At 67.1% G+C, this 16980-nt stretch carries 16 protein-coding genes and 1 tRNA gene; 6 read left to right on the top strand and 11 right to left on the bottom strand.

Annotated features, from left to right (window positions below):
- Positions 1 to 18 precede the first annotated feature (18 nt).
- The 3 genes from ABRP24_RS13120 (at position 19) to ABRP24_RS13110 (ending at position 1638) form a co-directional block, all read left to right on the top strand.
- Positions 19 to 849: an endonuclease/exonuclease/phosphatase family protein gene (locus tag ABRP24_RS13120; protein ID WP_349847829.1), complete on the top strand. Its 831-nt coding sequence runs from the start codon at positions 19 to 21 to the stop codon at positions 847 to 849.
- Positions 846 to 1427: a hypothetical protein gene (locus ABRP24_RS13115; RefSeq protein WP_349847828.1), complete on the top strand. Its 582-nt coding sequence runs from the start codon at positions 846 to 848 to the stop codon at positions 1425 to 1427. The genes ABRP24_RS13120 and ABRP24_RS13115 overlap by 4 nt, the downstream gene beginning before the upstream one ends.
- 137 nt (positions 1428 to 1564) lie before the next feature.
- Positions 1565 to 1638, top strand: a tRNA-Pro gene (locus ABRP24_RS13110).
- Between the two features lie 1151 nt (positions 1639 to 2789).
- Here the strand turns inward: ABRP24_RS13110 and ABRP24_RS13105 are convergent.
- From ABRP24_RS13105 to ABRP24_RS13060, 10 genes are all read right to left on the bottom strand, one after another.
- Complete coding sequence (locus ABRP24_RS13105) at positions 2790 to 3215, bottom strand: hypothetical protein (protein ID WP_349847827.1); 426 nt, start codon at positions 3213 to 3215, stop codon at positions 2790 to 2792.
- Between the two features lies 1 nt (position 3216).
- Positions 3217 to 6831, bottom strand: coding sequence for an amidase domain-containing protein (locus tag ABRP24_RS13100; protein ID WP_349847826.1), 3615 nt, complete (start codon positions 6829 to 6831; stop codon positions 3217 to 3219).
- A 79-nt stretch (positions 6832 to 6910) separates the two neighbouring features.
- Complete coding sequence (locus tag ABRP24_RS13095) at positions 6911 to 7159, bottom strand: hypothetical protein (RefSeq protein ID WP_155896739.1); 249 nt, start codon at positions 7157 to 7159, stop codon at positions 6911 to 6913.
- Between the two features lie 115 nt (positions 7160 to 7274).
- Positions 7275 to 7808, bottom strand: coding sequence for a GNAT family N-acetyltransferase (locus ABRP24_RS13090; RefSeq protein ID WP_035807881.1), 534 nt, complete (start codon positions 7806 to 7808; stop codon positions 7275 to 7277).
- 82 nt (positions 7809 to 7890) lie between these two features.
- Positions 7891 to 8196, bottom strand: a complete 306-nt coding sequence (locus ABRP24_RS13085) for a hypothetical protein (protein ID WP_301582228.1) — start codon at positions 8194 to 8196, stop codon at positions 7891 to 7893.
- A gap of 111 nt (positions 8197 to 8307) precedes the next feature.
- Positions 8308 to 9069 (bottom strand): hypothetical protein, encoded by a 762-nt coding sequence (locus ABRP24_RS13080; RefSeq protein WP_349847825.1) that lies wholly within the window; start codon positions 9067 to 9069, stop codon positions 8308 to 8310.
- A gap of 513 nt (positions 9070 to 9582) precedes the next feature.
- Entirely contained in the window at positions 9583 to 10215 is a 633-nt protein-coding gene (locus ABRP24_RS13075) for a hypothetical protein (RefSeq protein ID WP_349847824.1), read from the bottom strand.
- A 231-nt stretch (positions 10216 to 10446) separates the two neighbouring features.
- Positions 10447 to 12264, bottom strand: a complete 1818-nt coding sequence (locus ABRP24_RS13070; protein WP_349847823.1) for a histidine-type phosphatase — start codon at positions 12262 to 12264, stop codon at positions 10447 to 10449.
- A 340-nt stretch (positions 12265 to 12604) separates the two neighbouring features.
- Positions 12605 to 13588, bottom strand: coding sequence for a zinc-binding alcohol dehydrogenase family protein (locus ABRP24_RS13065; protein WP_349847822.1), 984 nt, complete (start codon positions 13586 to 13588; stop codon positions 12605 to 12607).
- Positions 13585 to 14079 (bottom strand): MarR family transcriptional regulator, encoded by a 495-nt coding sequence (locus ABRP24_RS13060; protein ID WP_349847821.1) that lies wholly within the window; start codon positions 14077 to 14079, stop codon positions 13585 to 13587. The genes ABRP24_RS13065 and ABRP24_RS13060 overlap by 4 nt, the downstream gene beginning before the upstream one ends.
- 44 nt (positions 14080 to 14123) lie before the next feature.
- On the opposite strand from ABRP24_RS13060, the gene ABRP24_RS13055 reads away from it, so the two are divergent.
- Together ABRP24_RS13055 and ABRP24_RS13050 are read left to right on the top strand one after the other, a co-directional pair.
- Positions 14124 to 14546 (top strand): ester cyclase, encoded by a 423-nt coding sequence (locus ABRP24_RS13055; protein ID WP_349847820.1) that lies wholly within the window; start codon positions 14124 to 14126, stop codon positions 14544 to 14546.
- 175 nt (positions 14547 to 14721) lie between these two features.
- A complete protein-coding gene (locus ABRP24_RS13050; protein WP_371836755.1) occupies positions 14722 to 15606 on the top strand; it encodes a hypothetical protein in 885 nt (294 codons plus the stop codon).
- A 161-nt stretch (positions 15607 to 15767) separates the two neighbouring features.
- Here ABRP24_RS13050 and ABRP24_RS13045 read toward each other — a convergent pair whose 3' ends face one another.
- Positions 15768 to 16202 carry a helix-turn-helix domain-containing protein gene (locus tag ABRP24_RS13045; protein ID WP_349847818.1) on the bottom strand — a complete coding sequence of 145 codons (435 nt, stop codon included), beginning with the start codon at positions 16200 to 16202 and terminating at the stop codon, positions 15768 to 15770.
- Between the two features lie 124 nt (positions 16203 to 16326).
- On the opposite strand from ABRP24_RS13045, the gene ABRP24_RS13040 reads away from it, so the two are divergent.
- Positions 16327 to 16980 carry an NAD(P)H-dependent oxidoreductase gene (locus ABRP24_RS13040; protein WP_349847817.1) on the top strand — a complete coding sequence of 218 codons (654 nt, stop codon included), beginning with the start codon at positions 16327 to 16329 and terminating at the stop codon, positions 16978 to 16980.

The following is a 16980-nucleotide window of genomic DNA, read 5'->3' as shown; positions in this document are numbered from 1 at the left end:
GTCTCGTAGAAGGGAGGCATGCCCCACCACCCCGACGACCGCCCGCTCATCGGACCGGTCCGGTCGCCCGAGGTGCACTGCATGACGCTCAACGTGCGTCGCCGAGTGCCGCGACAGCCGATCCACCCGGACGCCTGGGATCGTCGCCGCGACGCTGTGCTCGCGCTCGTCACGTCCGAAGCGCCCACCGTCCTCGCCGTCCAGGAGGCCCTGCCCACGCAGGCAGACGACCTGACGTCCGGCCTCGGGTCCGGTTGGGAGCCCGTCCTGGCCGGGCGGGGAACGCGCGGCGGTGGCGAACAGGTCGGCCTGTTCCTCGACCGTTCCCGCCTCGACGTCGTCGAGCGCCGCACCTGGGCGCTCTCCCGCATGCCCCACCGCCCCGGCTCGCGGTCGTGGGCCACGTCCTTCCCCCGGCACGCCATCGGAGCCGTCGTCGACGACCGCGCGACCGGCATCAGGTTCCTGGCCGTCGCCACCCACCTCGACGTCGCCTCGCCGTGGGCCCGACTGCGGTCCGCCGAGCTGCTCGGCCGGATCGTCCGGCAGCGCGGCCTGCCCGCCGTGGTCATGGCCGACTGGAACAGCCCCGCCGGTTCCGCACCATGGCGAGCCCTGGCGGAGGCGGGGGTCGAGGACAGCTGGGGGCGGGCCTCCAGGCAGGTGGGTGAGCCCTACGGGACGTACCCGCACTACGGGAGTCCGCGCGTCGGTGGCCGGCGGATCGACGGGGTGCTCGTGACCTCCGAGGCGGAGGTGGACCGCGTCGCTGTCGACGTGCGGCGGCCGGGCGGCGTGTGGCCGTCCGACCACGCTGCCGTGCACGCGGTCGTGCGGTGGGCGTCGTGATCGCCACGCTCGGACCGACGTTCCTGCGGCCGCGGTTCCTGGCGGCCGACGTGGTGCGGGCGTTGACACTCGTGAGCGTCGTCGTGGCGAGTGTCGGGTGGGGCGGGACGGCGTTCCCGGTCATGGCGCTGGCGCTGCTCGGCGTCGTGGTGCCGCGGATGGTCGGGTTGCGGCCGGCCTTCGACGTGGCGGTGTGCGTGCTCGTGCTCCTCGCCGGGTGGTCGAGCGTGCTCGAGTGGTACACAACCGTCTTCCTGTGGGACAAGTTCATGCACGTCGTGCTGACGGGGCTGCTCGCGGCGGTGCTCTACGTCATCGGTGCCGATCTGCGGGCGGTACCGCCCCCGCACGCCGAGCGCCGGGTGGTCGTCGCGGTGCTCGCGCTGTGTGCGGGACTCGCGGTCGGGGCGGTCTGGGAGATGGGGGAGTGGCTCGGGCACAACTTCGTCGACTCGAAGATCTTCGTCGGGTACGACGACACGATCGGGGACCTGGCTGCGGACGGGTCCGGCGGGTTGCTCGTCGGGCTCGGGTTGCCGTGGCTGGCGGCGCGGCGCGAGGTGGTGCGGCCGGGCTGAGCGTGTCGTTCGGGTCGCGTTGCTCCGACTCGCCGTGGCACGGAGGGGGTCTGACGTCCGCTATGCTGGACCGGTCGCTCGCGCTCCGGTCGGACGTGGGCGAGGATCCTCCGGGATCCTGAGTTCTCCGGAACTCGCGGGCTGTGGCGCAGCTTGGTAGCGCACTTGACTGGGGGTCAAGGGGTCGCAGGTTCAAATCCTGTCAGCCCGACCGAAACGTGTCTGACACGACGACAGAAGCCCGCCGAGGATCTCGGTGGGCTTCTGTCGTTCCGGCGGGTGTCGTTGGGTCGTCCGCATAGGGCTCCCTCATTGCGACGATGAGCGGACCACCTATGTGCGACACGAGTCTGCTCGCGGATCGTCCAGTTCCGAGTTGGACACCGAGGTCCGTGGAAGGACCGGCTTACGGGCAGCATCTCGCACCGCACCGCGCGGCGTTACTCGCGAGGTTGATTGAAGTTCGGTACTGCCGACGTGGCGGACGGGAGGGATGACGATGGGTGTTGGGGTGCTCCCCTGGGTGCCGTGGGTTGGCGTCCCGCTGATCGTCCCAGCCATCGTGTATGCGGTCGTCTCGCAGCGGCGGAAAAGGTGAACGAGGTAGTGCAGTTCTCCCGGGCCACGAAGTATCTGCTGTCTGGACTGCTGTCGTTCCTCATCATCGGCACCGCCGTCCTCGCCTTGTTTGCTGGCCCTGGATGTTGATGCTGGTGGCGTTGGGTGGACCTCCTCCGTTTGGAGGACGCTGCAACGGGAGCGGCGGCGAAGTCACGGCGGTCCAAGGTTGTCTCGAAGCTCACTTCGCTCGACCTGATCGAGCGTCAACGCGCGGCAACAGCATGCAGTACCTGCTCCTCAATGAGTCCGGTAGCAAGGCCGCGTATACGCGGCCGCGGAAGGCTGCGGACGGGAACTACTTCAAGCTGCCCTACTCGTACTGGGCGGACGGCTATGACGTGTCGTTGGACCAGTCGGAGAGGCTCATGCTGCTCATCGGGCTAGATCAGCAGGACGGTTTCGCGCTGCCATTGAATCAAGTGCGGCGGTGGTACGGGGTGTCAGAGGGCACCGCCCGACGCGGCCTGCGTGGGCTTGAAGCCCGTAGCCTACTCATGTCGACCTCGATGCACGTGCCGTCAGCGATGTCTCCCACCGGGTTGGTTGAGAGCGCGAACAGCCCAGATGTGACCCCCGCGATGAGGACGACCACAATCACGGGGACGAGCATGCTCCAGAGCTGGAGGTCAGTCGATGCAGCACTAGCGGGCCCAGTCAGCTCACGTCAGGGCCCGGAACCTCCCACCGCGGTTCCGCGGCAGCCGAACGTGAGCCGTCGGTCGGCCAGGGACGTGAGGTTGGCTATCCGTCCTTGAGGGTGAGCTCTGCCGTGACGTCCCAGCCTTGGCCCTTCGTCCAGCTGAGTGTCACCCAGCATCGCTTGAGAGCGCGGTCATTCGGGTGCAAGATTACACCGATGATGCTCGGATCGACCCCATCGTCGTAGGTGACTTTCGCTGGCTTCCCAATAACCAATTTACAGTTTGACCAGGCGACCTCCGCTGCAGGTCGGTTTGCTTTGCTCACAGCGGTGACGAACTGACTCTCATCAGCATTCTTGAGTCCGTCGATGACCGCGTCGCGCACGTTAACCTGCGATGCGTCGGATGGCTCCCCTCCCGCATCTGACGGCGAGTCGGATGCTGCGCACCCGACGAGCGCCGAGAGCGAGAACATCGCGATCCCGGCAAGAGACACCGCTCGGACCAAATTGATCGATGCTTTCATATTAAATCCCATAGGGGTTCACCCAGTAAGGGCCACTCATGTGCGGGTCAAGTCCTGCCCACGTCTGGCCTCTGCCGTAAACCGGCTCATTGGTCTTGTTCTTCGAGTGCTGCGACACATAGATATTGCCTGCTGTGACCTTCGTCACGATCGCGGCGTGGTCGATTCCGCTCTTACCGCCACCCTTGAAGGCTACGTATGCGATGTATCCCGGCTTCACGCTGCTCCTACCGACGCTCACTGCCCCGTGGCTCAGCTGGAAGTTGTAGTTCTCCGGCTGGTGGCCCCAGGACATCGAGTAGAACGCATTCCGACCGAATGCTCGGTCGATGAACCACCGGTTGGAGTCGTGAGAGATGTGCTGGGTCATCTCGTTGTTCACCATGTTGGCGAATCCGCCCCAGTGCAGTGCTCGAGACACGAAGTTGGTGCAGTCCGGGCTGAACCAGTTGGTGGACTTATCCTCCTTCGAGTACTTCAACGCCCATGCAGCGACGCCGGCGACGTCCACCGTCGGTCCAGTCGCGCCGCGTGCAGCAGTCACCATGGTGCGAGTTCTGGCAACACCAGCGACGATGCTGCCGCCCTTTGGCCCTTGATAGTCGGTAGTCGATACGGAGCTGAGATCCGGATCCCCACTGGCTGCCCACCCGGCTGCGTCTTCGGCACTGTCGTCTGAGCTCGTTGTCACCGGCTCCACAAGGGCGTCCTGGTCGGCGTATCCACGCAGGGTGGGGTTCGTGCCGTCCAACGTGAAGAGGTAGGCGCCGTCGTCGTCCGATTGCCCGTCCACGTTTTCCGCTGAGCCGCTGCTCGTGTCCACGGTCGTGTACGTCTCTGTGGCGGTTGCGAACAATGTCACCCCGGTAGCGGTTGGGATCGCGAGCAGATCGGTGAGTTTGGTGACGTCGTTCGTGTCCTGCTGATCATTCGCCGACTCGGTGTCGTACTGGTCGAGGTATCCGGTGCTGAGCACGCCGAGCGCTGGGGTCACTACAGATGCTGCTGATGCGCCGCTGAGCGCATCGGACGTGCTTGCCTCGCTGCCCGAGGCGAGTTTGCTTTCGGCGTCCACGAGGTTCTTGACAGCGGTGGCGTATACAGAGGGCCCGTTGGTGACGGCGACTGGCGTGGCACTGCCGGAGACGGTCGGTTGCCCAGAACCGGCGGGATTGTTGGCGACCACACTGACCGTGTAGGCGTTCCCGTTCGTCAGACCGGTGAACACGGCACGAGGCTTGAACACGGTCTTCTTGGAAACAAGTGTTCCGGCGGAGTTGAGGACGGACGCTGTGTACGAGCTCACACCGTCGGTCGCGCCGGTGGTGTCATACCAACCGGCGCTGGTCGGAGGAGCCCACGCTGCGATCACTCCGCCGTCACCGCTTGTCACCTTCAGTGCACGCGTCGCTCCTGGAACAGACGCAGGCACGTACGTGATGGAGATTGATGCCGGCGACACTGCCGATGCAGACCCGTAGTAGTTCTCACCGGTTGCGCCGCTTGCGGTGTTCGACTCCGAGAGCACCGCACCGAAGTTGCCGGCGCCATTGCTGTCGTACCAGTCGTTGACGATGGTGGTGATGTCGTAGCTCGTGGTCGAGGCCGACTCAGGGAACGTCAACGGGCTGTCGGCCGGGGTCGCAGCGATGTCGAGTCCGGTTGTCGCCGCGCCAACATCCTGTGTCGCTTGCGCGACGGAGAGCGTTCCGCTCGAGCAGGAATCGCCGAAGCACCCATTCGCAGTGAGGTTCAAGGACGCCGACGTGATCGTTGCGCCCGTCGGGAGTGCGCCAAGGTCGGCATGCAGGGCGGTGATGTGGTCGGCGTTCTGTCCGTCCATACCAAGCGCGATAGCGCCGGTAGTGAGGTTGCACGGTGCTCCCCCGCAGTCCTGCTGCCCGTCGGGTGCCGTTGCCGTGGTCAGCGTGTCGCCGGTGACCGTCATCGTCTGCGTCGCAGGCGCGGCCGTCGGAGAAGGGGTGCCGACAACGAATGTGTGTTTGGCAGACGTGGCCTGCGCCGCGCAGGTGTCATCTTGGTACGCGTGCACCCACCACGTGTACTTCGATCCGGACTGGATGTACTCGGCAGGCAAGTGGAAGGTGATAGTCGACCCGTTGTCGACTGTCTCGGTAGCGGTGGGCGAGCCGTCAACAGCCTTCCCCGCTGAATCGACTACGAAGATCTGGCCGTTCACCCGTCCGGCAAGCGAATTGGTCAGCACCGCTGAGAGAACTGGGTCGCCTTCGGAGGCACCGACGGTCGGCGTCGTGGTGTCCGCTGCTTCCCCGAGGATCGAGTCGGTGTCGTTCGCGCACATCGTCGAAGCACCCCCGCCATACCAGCCCTCGATGTCGACGACGAAATCAACGGAAGCTGTTCCGAGGTTGTGGATCTCGATTGCGCCGTCCAGCCCGACCGGGACGGTGTTGGTGTTCGAGCGGATCGAGTTCGGGGCGTACTCAACGTCCGAGATGTTCGGTTCCGCCGTACCGTCAGCCCAGGCGCGGGCGAAGCCAGCAGTGTCGGTCGAACCGTGGATAGCGATGAGGTCGACGACAACCGACGACAAACCATCCGCCGTGCTCGGTACCCCATGGGTGCCACCCACAGAAACGGTGATCGTCTTGCCCTTCGGGACGGAAACGTGCGGCTTCACCCGCGTGTCGTAGGCGCGCCCGGAGCCCGGCGTGAATGACCCAGCAGTTGACGTTCCCGGGACGAAGTAGCCCTCGATGTCGATGTTGACCGCGATGGCGGTCCCGTTGCGGTTCCACACCTCGAGCTTCCCGTCAGCGCTCAACTGCACATGTGCGCTGATCGCAGTTGCCACGTTCGCCACACCCGGGTAGCTCAGTGAAGTCGTCGGGACACCTGACCCCGCGGGACCTGGGGTGATGTAACCCTGATCCGTCCCCTTGTTCTTCACCACGAAGTCCGCGACCACGGCAGTGGCATTGGATGGAATGCCGTTCACGCCAGTGATCTGCACGGTGTAGTTGCCGTTCGCCGCGATGGCTTGATCGCCGACGTACCGCTTCCCTGCAATCGGAACGTACCCACCGGCGGCCGACGATTCGGTGGAGTAGTACCCCTCGACATCGGCCACGAGCTGGGTGGACGCGTTGGTCTCCACCTGGATCGTGCCGTCACTGTTCACGGCAACATCCGCCTGGTTTGACGTGGTCCCCAGGTCACCGCCATCGAAAGTGCCGACCAGGGTCGCGGCAGTATTCGCGTTCGGGCGCACTGAAACCTGCCCCAGGCCGCTCGGACTGACCTCGGTCAGGTTCAGTGCCACAGCAGTTACCGAAGAAGATGACGGCACTCCTGCCTTCCCGGTCACCTGCACGGTTCGCCACGTGTTCGCCGGCATGGCGGTCTTGTAGCCGCCCGTGCCGTTCCGGGTGTCCAGGATCCGCCCCGTTGACGCGATGAACTGAGCTCCCGGAGCAGTGTCCGCAGCGGCCAGCTCCCCTGGCGCGGTGAGGACAGCCCCCATCAGCGCCGCCACAACGGTGGCGGCGACGATCACAAGACGAGTCGGCGTAAACAGTCGGCTCAGACGCACCAGAAGTCCCCTCGCTCCGCCACGTCCCTCACGGCGGATCACGCCAAGCAAAGCGTATGAGCGGTCCGTGAAGCCATGAACGCTCGCACAGGGCAGGGCTCGGTAGGGCGACGCCGATCACTCACATCTCGCAGCCCGAGGCGCGCGGATGGGTTGCGGGGTTGCTAGGAACTGCGGGCCGGTTCCAGCATTTGCAGTCGCGGTGATCGATCGCGATCCGGTAGAGGCGGTCGGCTTCGTTGCGGAGTGCGCTGGAACCGGCCGGGAGGCCGTCATGCGGCAACACCGAGCGAAGGCGTTGCTCGCCGCCGGCCGCGCGGACCGAGCAATCGAGGACTTCCGTCAAGCGGTCGAGCTCCGACGCGGACACGACACCGCTCTTCTCGCCTTAGCCGAGCAAGGTCTCGCCGCGGCCCAAGCAGCCGCACTCCGGTCATCGCTGGCATAGCAACCTGTCTCGCTGACGGATCGGCTACCGGACAGCATCAGTGCTCAGCGGCCGTAGGCAAGAAGGCTTCCCAAAGGAGCTCGCCGTCGACCAGAGCGCTCGTGGGTGCAAGCCCGGTCCGTCGCGCCACGTGCATCGAGGCGGTGTGATCGGGATGGATGAAAGCCCTGATGTGTCGGACGTCGATCGAACGCAACCACGTCACGACGGTTGCTGCTGCCTCGACGGCGATCCCTCGACCCTGTTCCTCTGGCGTGACCAGCCAGGCGAGGTCCGCCACGAGGCCGTCCTCCTTGCGCTCGAGGGTGGCCTGCACGAATCCGATCGCCGGTCCGCCGCAGGCAAAACGGACGATCCAGTTCAGCCAACCCGCGCTGCCGTCCTCAGACTGGCCCTGGGATTGGCGGCGGTACCGTGCGCCCAGTTCGTCCAGGGTTGGTGGCTCGCCGCCAGTGAACCGGTAGAGCTCTGGTGGAGCCAGGGCGGTCAGCATCTCGGCTGCGTGGTCAACTGCAAGCGGTTCCAGGGCGAGACGGTCCGAATCCAGGGGATCAGCCTGTGGCCACGACATCACCCGAGCCTTACAGATCGCGAACGGCCTGGAGTCCTCCCGTTGAACATCCACGCTGACCACGGCCTGGCTCCGCACCTGATCACGAGAGCGGCTGTCGCCGGATCCACACGGTCACCCCGAGGTGAGCGATGCCGGTCGCAGCGAGACAGACCATGGCCCACCCGACGACGCTGTGCCTGGTGGCGAGCAAGAAGATCCCGAAGGCGAGGACGAGGGCGACCAGGAGCGCACCGACCAGGAGCAGCAGCAGGCTGGTCACGGGGCTGGCGTTCAAGGTGAGCTGCGCGTCACGCACCCAGGCCGGGGTCCGCACGCGATGCACGAGGATCGCGACCGTACCCACCAGGATCGCGATGCTCGCTGCGAGCAGACCTGCTTCAGCCATGGCGAGATGGTACCGGCGAACGTGCATGCGTCGGCTGGTCCGCGGCCTCGAACGCCCCGGCTGACGCTGACACGATGAGTTCGTGCAGATCGAAGAAGTGGACGAGCGGCACTACGGCACCGAAGGCGAGCGCGACACGTTCGTCGTGCACTTCTTCCATGCACCGAGTGGCGAGATGGTCGCGCCCGACTGGGACGCCATGAGTTGGGCGGTCAGTGTGATCCGCGTCACCGACGCGACGTACCGTGCGGCGTTTGCAGAGGCCCGGCTGATCGCCGCAGGCGAGATGTTGCCGACACTGTTCTCGGTGTCCCTCGAGACCGCGGAGCCGAGTGGTCCTGGGATCCTGCGACTGTTCGGCACCGACCTCAACATGGAGGGGCTCGAGCTCGAGCCCGATTCACACGCGGCGAAGCGGGAGATGTTCGCCGAGTTCTTCAGTTGCGACCGTACTGCGCGCGCGATGAGCTGCTCGTGGTGCAGCTGGAGTTGCCGTCCGCACCGCTGTGCAACGCGCTCACTGTGGGTGACGATCACGAACTTGCTTCCTGCTTGCTGTAGCCGGTCGAAGAGGGCGAGCACGTCGTCTTCGGTCGTTTCGTCCAGTGCGCCGGTGGGCTCATCGGCGAGGACGACGGCAGGGCGCTTCGCGATGGCCCGAGCGATCGCGACGCGCTGCGCTGGTTCGAACGCGCTCCGCGCACGCTCGAGATCGTCGAGCGTCGCGGTCACCCACGCACTCTGACCCGTCCGGAGGTCATTGCCTTCCGCGGCGATTACACGTCGGCGAGCGTCGAACACCCCGATCAAGACCGTCAACAGCATGGCCAGCAGGAGCAGGCCCGCGATTGCCGTGATCTGTCGCTTCGTCACGTCGTTCCCCTCACGCAGCAGCAGGTGCGCTGAAGCTAGCCGTTAACAGGTCAGACGCAGATCGATCTGTCGAGCAAACGTGACCTCCGTCGCAACCCTCCTGCGGACGCCTGACCGGGGATCTGCAGCGCGACCCGGAAGGACGGGAGGCCCGGTGCCAGCTGGCACCGGGCCTCCCGTCCGTCAGTCGCCCCTGTCAGGTGACCGCCCAGGTGGGCTCAGGCACGCGCTCGGCGTCGCAGGCTCCCGTCGGGGTCTCTTCGGAGATGAGCAGATCGATCGCGATGACACCGGTCGTGGTCGAACAGCCCCTGCTTCACGGCCGGATCGGACAGGAGTGCAGCCTGCTGCTGGATCGCCGCAGAAGCGTCGTTCTGCTTCAGGCGCCTTCCATCCGAAGGGCCGTGCTGGTGCCGTGACGCTCATCGCTCATCGCTCATCCGAGCGATGTCCTCGTCCGAACGAGGTGTTCTCCCGATCGACCGCACCGGTCTCGGACCTCGATCCGGCCGGTCAGAGCTTGACGGGGAAGGTGGCGAGCAGAGCGACGCCGGCGAGCGCGCCAGCGACGGCTGTGATCAACAGGACGTCTCGCAGTCGCTCGCGCAGTTCCCGTTGGGACAGGGCCGTGAGGAACAGGACGAGGGCGAAGAGGACGGTGAGGATGGAGTAGTTGTCCGCACGCTGGTTCATGTCGAGCGCCCGGGCGAACCGTCCGTCCGCGCGATCGGCGAGTGTGGTAGCGGTGGCGGTGCCTTCGGGGACGCAGGACCGCTCGGCGAACGGTCCGGCCGCTGCTTTCCCGTCTGTCTGCCATGCCTCGAACGCGGTCTGGAGCTCCGGGGTGAACCGTTGCTCGACGTAGTCCCTGAGCACCGTGTCGTTGCGTGCATCAGCGAGGACCCACTGCACCCAGATCGTGAGGTCCCACTGCCGGGCGTCGCGCGCTTCAGAGGTCGCGTCGGCGGCTTGCACCCGAGCGGTCGAGGCCTGGCTGAAGGCGATCGACATCTCGCCGCTCCACTTCGATGCCTGGAACCCGCACCAGGCGGTGAGGACCGCGGTGATCGAGAGGATGAGGACGGTGATGAGCTCGCGGTTCGAGCGCCAACGTGTCTGCCGATCGGACTGCTCTGTACTGCTCATGCCTTCTGCTCCCGGCCGTCGGTCCGTTGAACGGACCACCACCCTCGTCGTGATGGGGGAGGCACCCATCGCCCGGAGCGGGTGAACTCGGCGAGGACCTGGAGCGCAACCGATGACGGACTGGAGGCCCGGTGCCAGCTGGCACCGTGCCTCCAGTCCGGCAGTCACCCCGCTGGCGCGGGGCGCCGGTACCGGCTGGTCATCTCGAGAAGCCTCGGATCCGCGTCGGTGTCACTCGGTGGGTCGCAGGCGACGCCGCCGACGCAGCACCAGGGTCCCGGCACCGGCCAGGAGGAGCAGCGTCGCGAGCAACGCCGGTCCGACAGGCGACTCCGCTCCGGTCGCGGCCAGCGTGCCCGTCGCCGTCGCCGTCGCCGGGGTCGTCGGTGTGCCGGCACCCTGGGTCGCCGGTGTCACGGTCGGGGTCGGCGCGGGCTCCGCGGTGGGCGTCGCGGTCGGTCCTGGCGTGGCTGCAGCGATCAGGGGGCTCTCGGTCATCGCCGTGCCGGTCAGGCAGTGCTTGAGCTCGGTCTCCTTCACCCAGTTCGACCCTGCGGCGACTGCACGGCAACCGGAGGCGAACGCGATCTCCCGCTCGTTGTAGAGCATGCGCACGAGCGGCGTGTAGGCCGCTCCGGTAGCCGGGTCGATGCCTGCTCGTGCCACGACGTCCCACTGCACGTTCGCCGCCATCGGCGTCACCTGGGAGCCTCGCCACGGGTTGGTGGCGTCGTCGTAGACGTCGGCGTCCGAGGCCGGAGCGGCGTTGTCGGGCGCGGCGACGGTGGATCCGGGCAGACGCAGCAGCGCAGCGAACGGGATGATCGTCTCGGCGTGCGCGAAGCGGAAGGTCGCGACCACGTCACCACCAGCGACGCGGGCGTCGATCGTGGCGAAGAAGTCGTCGAGCAGGGGCTCGGCGATCGAGTAGGTCTCGTCGTGCCCGGCGAGGCTCGGGCCCTTCTCGTAGAAGTCCTCGGCGTCGAGCAGGTACGCGAACCACTCGGCATCCGCCGGCCGGCCAGCGAAGTACTGGGCGAAGTCGAACGCGTGCGGAGCGACGTTCTCCTGTTGCATGTCCGCCGCGATGATGTACAGGTTGTAGAGCGACATCGCCGCATCGACGGTGCTCTTGATCGACTTCTTCGGATCGCCGCAGGCATCGGGATCGGCCTTGGTGTCGGCGCCGGGCGCACACGTCACCGCGCCGCCCTTGGAGCCGTCGGCAGTGTTGTACCAGGTGTGTGCCTTGTCCGTGCCGATCGAGGCGATGAACCCGGGCGTGAAGATGCCGGAGAGCAGGTCCTGCGCCGCCTCGACCGATCGCGGCTTCGCCTCGATGTACTGCAAGGCCGCCGCGATCGTGCCGCCGTCACCGGTCTGTGCGGCGACGTAGTCCTCGTACGCCTGGGCGCGCTCGCGCTCGGGCGACCCCTCGGCCTTGCCGGTGCCGTCCGGGTTCTCGACGTCGTGGAAGTAGAGCAGGTCAGGGCGTGGCTCGAGCTTGACGCCCGTGGCCCCGAAGCCCCGCAAGAAGTTCTCGCCCGACTCCGTGGCGCGAGACTCACCCGAGGTCTCGGCGACGACACGCCCGCCCGTCTTCGCCGCAGCTGCGAAGAGCTGCTTGTTGCGCTGCGCGGCTCGTGCTCCGATGCCCTGGTGCTGGGTGGCGCCCTGACCGGTGAGCATGCCGTAGCCGTTCGCGACGTTCGCCGCGGTGATGGCATCGAGGTTCGCGGAGAACTCCTTCCCGATCTCCGGCGTCAGGAACCCGTTCTCGGCCTGCGCGGTCGCGGCGAGACGGTGCAGCAGCGCGTCGTACTTGTACGCGGAGAGCCCCCGGGATCCATGTCGGGCGACCGACTCCGTGGCGACGGGTGCGTAGCCCGTCGGTGCCGGCGAGTAGGCGTCGATGTCCGACTGGGTGGGGGCGATGTACGGCTGCTTGCTGCTGTAGAAGCTGGCCTCGTCGGCGTGTGCCGGTGCTCCGAACATCAGCGAGGCGAGGGCAGTGACGGCGATGCAGGACAGTGCGGTGCGGGTGTTCATGGGGCCTCCGGTATCGGGACCTCGGGCGGCGGTCCGACAAGCAGAGGTAGCGGCAGCGGGTGAACAGCCCTTGACCTGGGGGTGACCGGACGGTGCTGCCGGGCACGGCGGCGCGCGTGGGACGCGACGACAGGAGCGCAGGCCCTGGACGCGTGCCGCTGACGGACGGGAGGCCCGGTGCCAGCTGGTACCGGGCCTCCCGTCCGTCAGTTGCGGGCCACCGAAATCTGCTTGTAGCTGCGAGGAGACATCAGACCTTCCTGACTTGCACTGGCTGGCGCCCTTGTCGAGGACGAACCGGTTCCACCCCGAGAGCGGGGTTCCGGAGAGCCCGTACCCATCATCGGATGGTGACGACGAGCTTGCCCGACCGGGTCCCGTCCTCCATGTCGCGGTGGGCCTGCACGATCTCCTCGAGCGGATACACCTTCGCGATCGGGACCTGCACGGTGCCGGCTGCGACGGTGTCGAGGAACGTCTGCAGTACCGATGCCGGCAGGTCGCTCGCTTCGCCGGAGTACGCGGTGAGGCGCACCCCGTTGGGGATCACCGCCATCGGGTAGAAGTCGGGGATGGTCCAGACGTCGGAGAGCATCCCGCTGAACGACACGGTGCCGTGGACGGCTGTCGCCCGGAGCGTGTCGGGCAGCGTGTCGGTGCCGATCAACTCGATCGCGCCGTCGACGCCGTCCGGCACGATTCGACGGACCGTGTCGGCGATCCTGCCCGAGTCCACCACGACGTGGTCCGCACCAGTGGTGTGCAGTCGCTCCGTGCGGTCCGGGTTGCGAGTGGTGGCGATGACGGTCATGCCCTGCTGCTTCGCCAGCACGATGCACGCCAGGCCGATCGACGACGTGCCACCGCGGATCAGGATCGTGTCGCCCCGGCGGGCACCGACGCCCACGGTGAGCGAACCGTGTGCGGTCTGCAGCATCTCGGGGACGGCGCCGAGCACGGACCAGTCGAGGCTGCTCCGGAACGGCACGACGCTGCTGGCCGGAACGACGGTGTACTCGGCGTAGCCCCCGTCGAAGTCGCGACCCATCCCGCCCATCAGCCCGGCTACTTGGGTACCGGCGGGGAACTCTCCACCTGGGGCTGCCTCCACGGTCCCGACGGCTTCGATCCCGGGCACCCGTGGGAAGGTCCCGAAATGGCCCATGCCGCGGCGGAAGTGCAGCTCGGACCGGTTCAGCCCGAACGCTTCCACACGGATCAGCACCTGGCCCGGGCCTGGGATCGGGATCGGCAGCTCACGGAGGTGCAACACGTCGGGGCCACCGGGTGCGTCGATCACGACGGCACGCATGGTGGCCGTCATCGCCTTGCCTCCAACGTCGACTGCAGGCGCTCGAGTGCCGCGAGGCCGTCTGCGATCGCCGTGGCATCGGCATCCGAGAGCACGGCGTGCAGCGCTTGGTCGAACCGCTCGCCCGCGAGGGCGAAGGCGTCTCTCCCCTGGGGTGAGAGCACACTGCGGACACTGCGCCGATCGTCCGGGTCCGTCGAACGCTCGAGGAAACCATCGGCGGCGAGCCGGTCGAGCAAGCGACTGGCTGCAGCGATCGACGTCCCGACGCCGGTCGCGACGTCCTGCACCCGGGCGCCCGATGAGGCTGCCTGGACGATCCGCAACACTTCCAGTCGGGCCAGGCTCAGCACACCCTCGCCCCGCATCCGCTTCTCGACCGCGTTCCACACGTCGGTCTCGTGCCGCACCAGCGCGGCGAAGTACTCGTGCAGACGCGCCACTCGCCCGGTCTGGTCATCCGCGGCGTCGATTCCATGGAGGGGGGCGAGGTCCGTGCTCATGCTTCGACTCTACGGCATCTACTTGCTATGTAAAGTAGTTGTCCATGACCACAGACACACGCCTCTCGTTCCTGCGATTCGTCGACTTCATCAACAGCGCCGACCCGTCCATCGGTGAGACGGTCATCGCACCGGAAGCGGCGTTCTTGACGCCGTTCTCGCCCGAGCCGCTGCGCGGGCTGCCGGGGTACCTGCAGATCCTGACGATCATGCGGGGTGCGTTCCCTGACATCCAGTGGAGCATCGACCGGATCGTCGTCGAGGGCGACACCGTCGCGGCACGTTTCGAACTCCGCGGCACGCACGACGGCGAGTTCCTCGGTGTCCCCGCCACGGGGAGGACGGTGGTCGCGAACGCGAGCAACTTCTACCGTTTCGACGAGGGACTGATCGTCGACGAGGTCGGCCAGCCTGACGTGCTCAGCATCCTCGGGCAGATCGGGGCGCTCCCGTCGGCACTCGGCTGAACTGCACTGCTTCTCAGTGCACGAGGCCTTGTCCGGCCATACGATCGTCTCGCCGACGCAGCGTCGGCACGACCCGGACAGACCGCGGCCAACATGGAGACCCGATGAGAACAGTCCACGCAGCGCACAGCATCAGCCCGCGCATCGCCGTCGACGGCCGCGCACAACGTCGGGTGTGCGGCTCCGGGACAGAACGCGCGCGAGCATGAGCAGGCGGCGGGAGCGTCTTCGTGTCCTGTACGTCAGCGACCTGGGGTACGAAGCAAAGGGCCGACGCTACTGCGATGAGGACATCCTCCTCTCCGCTGAGCTCGGTGAGGACTTCGACGTCGCGATCTGCCCTCCGCTCGCTGCACAGCACCTGATGGACGCGTTCGACGTCGTCGTGGTGCGCAACAGCGGGCCCGTGCTGCACTACCTGGCCGAGTACGAAGCATTCCGGGAAGCCGCGCGGTCCCGCGGTACGTGCGTGTTCACCGACGTGACCGGACGAGCGGACCAGACGGGGAAGCAATACCTGCTCGATCTGTTCCGAGCCGGGTACCCGGTCATCCCCACGATCGACGACGCTGCGGACATCGCGCAACTCCCGGACGCTTTGGACTACATCGCGAAACCGAAGCTGGGCGCTGACTCGATCGGTCTCACCGTCGTGCACCGCGACGACCTTCCCGGATTGCACTACGACGACCTGCTCGTGCAACCCCGCATCGACTTCCAGTACGAAGTCTCGTTCTACTACGTGGACCACGTCCCGCAGTACGCGCTCAACGCTCCTGACCCGGCAAAACGGTGGGAGTTGCAGCAGTACCAGGCGAGCGATGCCGACTGGGCCTTCGCGCAGCAGTTCATCGAATGGAACACGATCGAGCGCGGCATCCAACGCGTCGATGCCTGCCGCACCCGAGACGGAGACCTCCTCCTCGTGGAGCTGGAAGACCTCAACCCGTACCTGTCACTCGACCTGCTCGACGAACACACACGCACGTCCTTCGTCACCGCTGTGAAGGACTCCGTGCGGGCGTCGGCGAGCAGCCGACGAGCGAAACTAGCTGGCTAGGGCGTCCGATCGGAGGGCGGCGCGGTCGAGTTCGAACACGGCCAGGTTCCCTCCGATCAAGGGTGCGCGCTTCGGCCCGTCGCCATGAAGCTCACCCCGGTCGCCGAGACCGATCGCGAGTTGCCGGCCCTCCTCGATCGCTGAGTCCTCAGCGCGCGTCGTCATCGATCTCGGGCGTCCCCGTCGCCGTCGAAGACCTGCCGGTTGCCGGCGATCACCTGCTGGTGTTCCCGCACCCAGTCGGCGAGGGCGAGCGCCACGTACTGCAGCGACCGTCCGAGGTCGGTGAGCTCGTACTCGACGCGGGGCGGCACCTCGGCGTGGACCGTCCGCGAGACGAGCCCGTCGCGCTCGAGTGCGCGCAGCGTCACGGTCAGCATCCGGCGTGAGATGCCGGGGATGACCTCGGAGAGCTCGGTGAACCGCCGCCGCTCGTCGCCGAGCACCCCGATCACCAACAGCGTCCACTTGTCGCCCATCCGGGACAGCAGCGACCGGAAGAGTTCCGGGTCCTCGCTCGTGCAGAGCTCGGCCATCGTAGGCATCGACTGGTGGAGCCTGGCGTGCAACGTCTCCAGCGCGGTCTGGTCCGTCATGGGGTCTCCCGTGGTTACTGCCGGGTAACAGGGGATCGTTTGCGGTAACGGGAACCCGGCGGGCAGGGTTACCCATCGTAACCGAAGCCCGGGTCGCCGACCCGGGAACGATCGAAGGAGTGTCATGACCCTGTTCCGCCTGGACGCCAGCATCCGCACCGACGGCTCCACCAGCCGAGCACTCGGCGACATCGTCGAAACCGAGTGGAGTGCCGTGCACGCGGGCTCCGAGGTGACCCGCCGTCACGTCGGCACCGATCCGGTGCCCGCCGACAGCTGGGCGAGCGCCGTCGCCGCCTCCGCGACGCCCGAGTCCGAGCGCACGGCGGCCCAGGTCGCCGCGGTCGCCCTGGCCGCCGAGCTGACCGACGAGCTCGCCGGTGCCGACGCGCTGCTGTTCGCCGTGCCGCTCTACAACTTCGGCGTCTCGCAGCACTTCAAGTCCTACGTCGACCTCGTCCTGACCGACCCGCGCATGTCGCCCGGCGCCGTGCCCGCGACCGCGGGCAAGCCGGCCGTCCTCGTCACGGTGCAGGGCGGCAACTACTCCGCCGGAACGCCAAGGGAGGGCTGGGACCACGCCACGGCCTGGATGCGGCGCATCCTGGAGGACGTCTGGCAGCTCGACCTCGACGTGGTGACGCGTGAGTTCACGCTCGTCGGGGTGAACCCCGCCCTCGACCAGTTCACGGAGCTGGCCGACGAGCTGCGGGTCCGGGCTGAAGAGCAGGCAGCACGACACGGCCGCACGCTGGCGGCCGTGCCGAAGGCTGCGTGA

Source organism: Curtobacterium sp. WHRI 8282 (assembly GCF_040223925.2).
Taxonomy (GTDB): domain Bacteria; phylum Actinomycetota; class Actinomycetes; order Actinomycetales; family Microbacteriaceae; genus Curtobacterium; species Curtobacterium flaccumfaciens.
This window is presented reverse-complemented; position numbering and strand designations above follow the sequence as displayed.